This window comes from Elizabethkingia argenteiflava, assembly GCF_009904105.1.
Lineage (GTDB): Bacteria > Bacteroidota > Bacteroidia > Flavobacteriales > Weeksellaceae > Elizabethkingia > Elizabethkingia argenteiflava.
The window spans coordinates 1-726 of record NZ_JAAABJ010000317.1 but is presented as its reverse complement, the minus strand read 5'-3'; the positions used below and the strand labels follow the sequence as shown (position 1 = coordinate 726).

Below are 726 nucleotides of genomic sequence, written 5' to 3'. Positions count from 1 at the left end.
TGCGAAAAAATCAACATGGATATAATCCGCAGCCTTATATTTTTAGAAAATACCGAAAGCCCATCGAAACCTTATTTTCGCAATTATGTGATCAGTTTATGATTAGAAGAAACTATTCGAAATCCTTTGATGGCTTTAAGAACAGAATATTATCTAAGATAATGGCTATGACTGTAATACAATGCATTAATAAACAAAACAATAGAAATATTAACAACTAAAAAACTCGTATAGATTAAATGCACCACTGGTAAAGTGTAATAAAACTACTACACTTTTATGCGTTTATACAGATCAAACTTATCATGATCTTCAAGAAAATTGAAGCCTGCATTCATGCTTACATGAGAAGAACCTGATATTCATAATACGGACAGGATTTTGGAGCAATATGATAGAATTTATATAAAAACAGCTCCCATTTAGGGAGCACAAACCTTAATACGGCAAATTAAGAATTCATAAAAAAGAGCTGCTATCGTATATCGGACGCTATTTTGATCAGTTCAAAACTGTTTTTTTATTTTTTACTAGCATATTAGCTAATCGTATAAGTAGTTCCGTCTTTCCCATCTTTTAGCTCTATACCTTTTTCAATAAGAAGGTCTCTGATCTCATTCTATAAAGGCCAGTTTTTGGCTTTTCTAGCCTGATTTCGCTGTTCATTGAGTAATTGCAAAGTGTCATCGAGCTTTTGGTTCGCTGTTTTTTCTATTCGCTGTAAAC

At 32.2% G+C, this 726-nt stretch carries 1 protein-coding gene; it reads left to right on the top strand.

The window, feature by feature from the left end:
- Positions 1-221: transposase (locus GNY06_RS03395; protein WP_166518806.1), on the top strand; the 221-nt coding region annotated here is incomplete at its 5' end.
- Between the last annotated feature and the right edge of the window lie 505 nt (positions 222-726).